The sequence below is a fragment of the Thermodesulfitimonas sp. genome, assembly GCF_052743955.1.
Genome location: NZ_JBRAIN010000037.1, coordinates 9,692 through 15,735 on the forward strand (window position 1 = coordinate 9,692; position 6,044 = coordinate 15,735).

Annotated in this window: 8 protein-coding genes; all 8 read right to left on the reverse strand. The window is 55.5% G+C overall.

Features of this window, described 5'->3' with window-relative positions; genetic code table 11:
- The coding region (flhA, locus tag ACUVTA_RS04680; RefSeq protein WP_445951813.1) for a flagellar biosynthesis protein FlhA at positions 1 to 1,882 on the reverse strand (1,882 nt) is incomplete at its 3' end.
- A 15-nt stretch (positions 1,883 to 1,897) separates the two neighbouring features.
- On the reverse strand, positions 1,898 to 2,968 hold the full coding sequence (gene flhB / locus ACUVTA_RS04685) for a flagellar biosynthesis protein FlhB (RefSeq protein ID WP_445951814.1): 1,071 nt from the start codon (positions 2,966 to 2,968) through the stop codon (positions 1,898 to 1,900).
- Complete coding sequence (gene fliR, locus ACUVTA_RS04690; RefSeq protein ID WP_445951815.1) at positions 2,969 to 3,724, reverse strand: flagellar biosynthetic protein FliR; 756 nt, start codon at positions 3,722 to 3,724, stop codon at positions 2,969 to 2,971.
- 20 nt (positions 3,725 to 3,744) lie between these two features.
- Complete coding sequence (locus tag ACUVTA_RS04695; RefSeq protein WP_445951816.1) at positions 3,745 to 4,014, reverse strand: flagellar biosynthetic protein FliQ; 270 nt, start codon at positions 4,012 to 4,014, stop codon at positions 3,745 to 3,747.
- A 13-nt stretch (positions 4,015 to 4,027) separates the two neighbouring features.
- On the reverse strand, positions 4,028 to 4,717 hold the full coding sequence (gene fliP, locus ACUVTA_RS04700) for a flagellar type III secretion system pore protein FliP (RefSeq protein WP_445951820.1): 690 nt from the start codon (positions 4,715 to 4,717) through the stop codon (positions 4,028 to 4,030).
- Between the two features lie 86 nt (positions 4,718 to 4,803).
- Complete coding sequence (gene fliO / locus ACUVTA_RS04705) at positions 4,804 to 5,145, reverse strand: flagellar biosynthetic protein FliO (protein WP_445951817.1); 342 nt, start codon at positions 5,143 to 5,145, stop codon at positions 4,804 to 4,806.
- Entirely contained in the window at positions 5,138 to 5,542 is a 405-nt protein-coding gene (locus ACUVTA_RS04710) for a FliM/FliN family flagellar motor switch protein (RefSeq protein WP_445951818.1), read from the reverse strand. Before ACUVTA_RS04710 ends, fliO begins: the two co-directional genes overlap by 8 nt.
- A gap of 11 nt (positions 5,543 to 5,553) precedes the next feature.
- Positions 5,554 to 6,044, reverse strand: a 491-nt coding sequence (locus ACUVTA_RS04715; protein ID WP_445951819.1) for a flagellar basal body-associated FliL family protein, incomplete at its 5' end; no start/stop codon positions are given.

Genomic DNA, 6,044 nt, shown 5'->3' on the forward strand with positions numbered 1-6,044 from the left:
TTACCCTCTCTACAATCCGCTGGACCTTACGCGGCTCGAGTACCGGGTAACCGCCCTCCGCCTTCTCCGCAGCTTCCAGCAAGAGCTGCTCCAGGCGGGGGTGAACTGTAATTACCGAGAGGCGCCCATCTGTTGCGTACTGCTGGGTGATCGTCCGCGCCAGCGCAGCGCGGGCCCGCTCCGTCAAAAAGTTAACGTCCCGGCTTAAAACCGCAGCATCCGCTACCGCCTCGAGAATGCCCACGAGATCCCGGATGGACACCCGCTCCCGCAGCAGATTCTGCAGCACCTTCTGGACCTCGCCCAGGCTCAACAGACCGGGCACCAGCTCGTCGACCAGGGCGGCATTTTTCTCCTTCACGGTATCGAGCAACTCCTTGGTTTCCTGGCGGCCGAGCAACTCCGCCGCGTTACGCCTAATAAACTCCGAGAGATGGGTAGCCAGCACCGCCGTGGCGTCCACCACAGTATAACCGGCCTTTTCCGCGGCTTCCTTCTCAGCCGCTGTTATCCACCAGGCATCAAGCCCGAAGGCTGGCTCGCGAGTCGGTATGCCCTTGATCTTCGCTTCGCTGCCGGCCGGATTCATCGCCAGGTAGTAGCCGGGCATTAGTTCCCCGCGCGCCGCTTCTACACCCCGCAACCGAAAAAGGTAGGCGTTAGGTTTGAGCTGCAGGTTATCACGAATCCGAATCGGGCGGACATAAATCCCGAGTTCGGCCGCACACTGGCGGCGGACAGCAGCGACCCGTGACAGGAGATCACCGCCCTGTTCCTCCTGGGTAAGGGGTACCAAGTTGTAACCGATCTCGATCTCGAGCGGGTCGACCTGAAAATAGGTAAGCACGTTTTCGGGTTCGCGCCGGGTCTCTTTCACCCGGCGGCTCTGCGTTTCCTGCTCTGTCACCTTACGCCGCTTCTCTTCTTGCACCAGACTGTATCCTAAGAACCCTGTAGCCCCCGCCATACTCAGAAAAAGGAGGTTCGGCATCGCTGGCACTAGACCCAGCACCCCAAAAATGGCTCCCGCCACAAAAAGCACCCGGGGGTAAGAACTCATCTGCTGCGAAATCTCCCGCCCGAAGCTCGCTGCGGCACTCGAACGCGTCACCAGCACGCCAGTCGCCGTCGAAACAAGGAGTGCCGGAATCTGGGTAACGAGGCCGTCGCCAATGGTCAGCATTGTGTAGGTCCGTAGCGCATCAAGTAACTCCATCCGCATGATTACCAGGCCAATAACCAAACCGCCGATAATATTAATCCCTGTAATCACTAGGCCAGCAATCGCGTCGCCGCGGATGAACTTAGTAGCACCGTCCATGGCGCCGAAGAAATCTGCCTCCCGCTGGAGTCGCCGGCGCCGCTCTTTAGCCTCCGCCTCAGTGATGAGACCCGCGTTAAAATCGCCGTCAATCGCCATCTGTTTGCCCGGCATGGCATCGAGCGTAAAGCGAGCGGCCACTTCAGCTACGCGGTTAGCACCGTTCGTAATCACCACAAACTGGATCACCGTAATAATAAGGAAGACAATGAAACCAACAATGTAACTGCCGCCCACTACAAAACTTCCGAAGGCGGCGATTACTTTTCCGGCCGCCGCCTGTCCGAGAATAAGTCGGGTGGAAGAGATATTAAGCGCCAGACGATAAAGCGTAAGGATCAGCAGCAGCGTTGGGAAAGACGAAAACTCCAGGACATCCATGGTAAAAAGGGTGATGAGGAGCACCAGCAGGGATACGCCAAGGCTTATCACCAGCAGAATGTCAAGCATTGCTGGCGGCACCGGGATAACAATAAGCAGCACAATCCCGATGACCAGACCGGCGATAATCAGGTCACCGTACCGCTTGAGGGTTCCCGCTCCTGCTGTACCGTCCGGCACAACTCCTGACCTCCATTAAACCGCCTGCCGCTTCTTTAACCGGTAAACAAGCGCGATAATCTCGGCCACGGCCTGATAAAGGGCCACCGGAATCTCTTCACCTACTTCAACTTTATAGTACAGAAAGCGGGCCACCGGCGGGTTCTCCACTACCGGCACGCCGTTCTCTAGCGCCAACTTTCTGATTCGCGCCGCGAGATGACCGGCCCCTTTCGCCACTACCCGCGGCGCATTCATCCCGGTTTCGTATTTTAAGGCCACCGCGATCTGCGTCGGGTTGGTTACTACTACCGTCGCCTTCGGGACCTCCTGTCTGATCCGGTTAAGAAGTACCTGACGGAGCTTACGCCGCACCCAGCCCTTAATCAACGGATCACCTTCCGTCTGACGGTATTCCTCTTTGACCTCCGCCTTGGTCATCATCATTTCTTTCTGGTAACTCCGCCGCTGGTAGAGGTAATCAAGCAGCGCCAGCGCCACGTATGCCGCACCAGCTACCAGAGCCAGGCGAAAGGTAAGATCGATAACGACTTTAAAACCTCTCGCTGGCGAAGCACACAACAGAAGGAACAGCGTTTCAAAATCCCGCCGGACCAGCCACACTACCAACCCGCCGATTGCACCGATTTTGAGCAGCGCTTTTAAGAACTCGAACGCCGCCCGCGTGGAAAAGAGGCGCGCAAGGCCTGCCGCAATATTCAGCCGCTCAAGCCGCGGTACAAGAGCCTGCGGGGAAAAAACGAAGCCTACTTGCGCAAGGTTGACCACCACCGCTAGCACCAGCGCGACCAGGAAGACCGGAGCCAGAAGTTGCAGGCAAAACCCCCCGACCGACCAGAGAAGCGCCGTTGCGTTAGCCGGGCTAACCTCCCAGCGGCCGAAGTTCGCAAGGTACCCCACCCAGAAACGGGCTACCGTATAGAAAAACCAGTCCCGCATCAGGTAGCAGAGGCAAACCAGCGCCAAAACTACCACCGCCCCTGCGAGTTCCGGGGAGCGCGCCACCTGCCCCCTGCGCCGCGCTTCCTGGAGGCGTCTTGGCGTTGCGGGTTCAGTCTTTTCCTGCCCGTGGCCGAAAAATCTCATTTACGCAAGCCCCCGTACCAGTACCAACACGTCTGCCACCATCCGGTCAAAGAGTTGCCGTAAAACCACGCCTAAAACCGGCAAAAGTCCGGCCAAGACCAGTAGGCCCGCGGCAATTTTTAGCGGAAAACCGAGCATAAAGACGTTGATCTGCGGCACCATCCGGACCATAAGTCCTAAAGCGAGGTCCACAACCACCATGACAGCCAGTACCGGTGCCGCAAGCTGAAGTGCCGTGCTGAACATCCCGCCGATCAAGCGGGCAACATAATGGACTACGCTAGTTTTGATGGCCCCTGCAGTTAACGGAAGCATTTCAAAACTCCGCACCAAAGCGGCGATAACCGTATGATGACCGTCAACGCTAAAAAAGAAGATCACCCCTAAGAGGAACACAAACTCCGCTACCACGTTATTCTGAATCCCTGCCGGATCTAAGAGCTCCGCCACGGCAAAACCGATCTGAATGCCCATTAACTGTCCAGCCATCCGTAGCGCGTAAAAGACCAGCGCTGCGGTAAGACCAGTGGCCAAGCCGAAAAGGATCTCGTTAGCCAGGGCGAAAAGGTAGCCTCCCGCCGTCGTTACGGTAAAGCCCTTTGCCACCACCGGAGTCACGATAAGCGCCAGGATTAAAGCCAGACCAAGCCGCAGCAGCGCCGGCACCCCTGGGATAAAGATGGGGAAAACGGCCATAAAACCGCTAATTCGGGCAAACACTAGCAGAAACGCCGCCAGAAAAGTAAAATCCAGCAAAAACCCCTACCCCTCTTTTTTCACTGCATTACGGCTGGAAACTGACCAAAAACCCTGTTGGTAAAATCGATCATCAGCCGGATAAACAACGGGAAAAAGACAATTAGAGTCAGGAAAACGGCTAAAATTTTCGGCACAAAGGATATCATCTGGTCCTGGATCTGCGTGGTGGCCTGGAGAATGCTGATCACAAAGCCTACCAGCATACTTACGAGGAGAACAGGCCCCGCGATCACGAGCACCAGTAAGAGCGCCTGACTAACCAGATTGACGGCAAGAGTTTGGGACATAACCCACGCTCCTTTAACGGAAACTTTCTACCAGCGACTTTACCACCAAATACCAACCGTCTACCAATACAAAAAGCAGGAGCTTAAAGGGCAGCGAAATCATTACCGGCGGTAGCATGAACATACCCATCGACATCAGGATACTGGCTACCGCCATATCGATAACCAAAAAGGGCAGGTAGAGCAAGAAGCCCATTGTAAAGGCCGTTTTTAATTCACTGGTGATGAAAGCCGGAACCACCACCGTCAGGGGTAATTCTCTCCGGTTACGCGGCTGAGGCGTCCCCGAAAGCCTAATAAAAAGAGCTAGGTCTTTCTCCCGGGTTTGCTTGAGCATAAATTCTCGCAACGGCCCGGCCCCCCGCTTCTGCGCTTCCTCCTGATTGATCTGGTTATTCAAAAAAGGCTGAATCGCTTCCCGGTTGATTTGGTTGTAAACGGGTGCCATGATAAACGCCGTAAGAAAAAGCGCCAGCCCAATCAGTACCTGGTTCGGCGGCGTCTGGTGCGTCCCCAGTGCGTTCCGCAAGAAAGAAAGTACGATGACGATCCGGGTAAAGGAGGTCATCATGACCAAAAAAGCCGGCACCAGAGCCAGAACCGTTAAAAGGAGGAGGAGCTTAACGCTGTCCACAACCTGTTGCGGCGTGGTAGCTTGACCCACAGAAAGATTTACCGCGGGTACTCCCACCGGTTGGGCCATGGCGGGAGAACCAAAGGCTACCAGGCCCAGAATAAGAAGCGCTATGCACCACCCACCCCGCATTTTGGGAAGCCCCTCCCCCAGTTTTAACCGCGCCGCATTGCCTGACGAATCTTCATGGCGATAACCTGGTCGAATCCCGGGTTTCCCGGCTCCGGCTCCTCCGGAAAGGTTCCCTCAACCTCCCGCAGAACGGTCACGGTCCCCTCCCCGTGCCCCAGGAGGTAACACCTTTCGCCTACTTTTACCAGGCTAATGATTGTCTTTGGTCCGAGGGGAACCTGCTCCATAATCCTGATGTGCCGGCCCGAGCGTACCGGCAAAAGACGGTGGGAAAGCCCATAGCGCAACACAAGATAGATCAGCACCAGGATTATAGGCAAGCAAATTAAAAGTCGGACCACCGCCCAAAAAAGCTCACTACCCATCGGTGCCACCCTCACCAGCCGTACCGTCGGCTTGCCCCCCGCGCGGTGAATGGATAGCGCTCACCCGAACAGCAAACATATCGTTGAGCACAATAACCTCGCCCAGCCCAAATTTCTGGTTATTTACCACCAGGTCGGCAGCATCTCCCGCCGCCCGGTCCAGCTCGATCACTGAGCCCTCTTTCAGATCCAGCAGTTCCCGGACCTTTATCGTAGCCTCGCCGAGTTCTACAACCAGATCCACTTTCACCTCTTCTAAGAAGCGGATACCCGTTTTTACCGTCAGCCCGCGTGCAGGCTTACCCTCAAGAGGCGGGAACTGAACTTTCGTTACCGGCGTGGTTGCCTCGCGGTCCAAGTTCTTAAGAAACCGCCGGATTTCTTCTTCCGTCATCATCACTTCTTCACCTACTGCACTAAATACTCGGTGATATAAAGGTCGCTAATTCCCAACTGCCCTCCCTCGCTCTGTCTGAGGGTGCTGATAATTTCCTTTTTTAGTTTTTCGGTATAATCCGGGGCAATTACTTCAGCATAGTGCTTCTTACGGAGCAACTGAATAATCCGGTCGCGGAAGGCAAGTTTCTTTTCTTCCAGCTTCTTCTTGACCTCTTCCCCACCGGAAAAGGCCAAAACCAGCGTGATCCGGAGGTAATGGCTGGCATCCTGGTCGGCCAGATTGACCACGATGCTATCGAGTTGTAGTGTTTCCAGCTTCGTTTCTTTGGTCTCTTTTGCCGCGCGACCTTGTTCCGCAGACGGTGCTTTTTTTAAGAGAAACATCTTGGCCGCGGCCGCACCCGCGGCCCACAAAAACACCGCGACCCACATAAAAAAGATAAGCTTCTTTTTTCCACCCTTCTTTTTATCCAAACCGATCCTCCTAACCCGTAAGGATC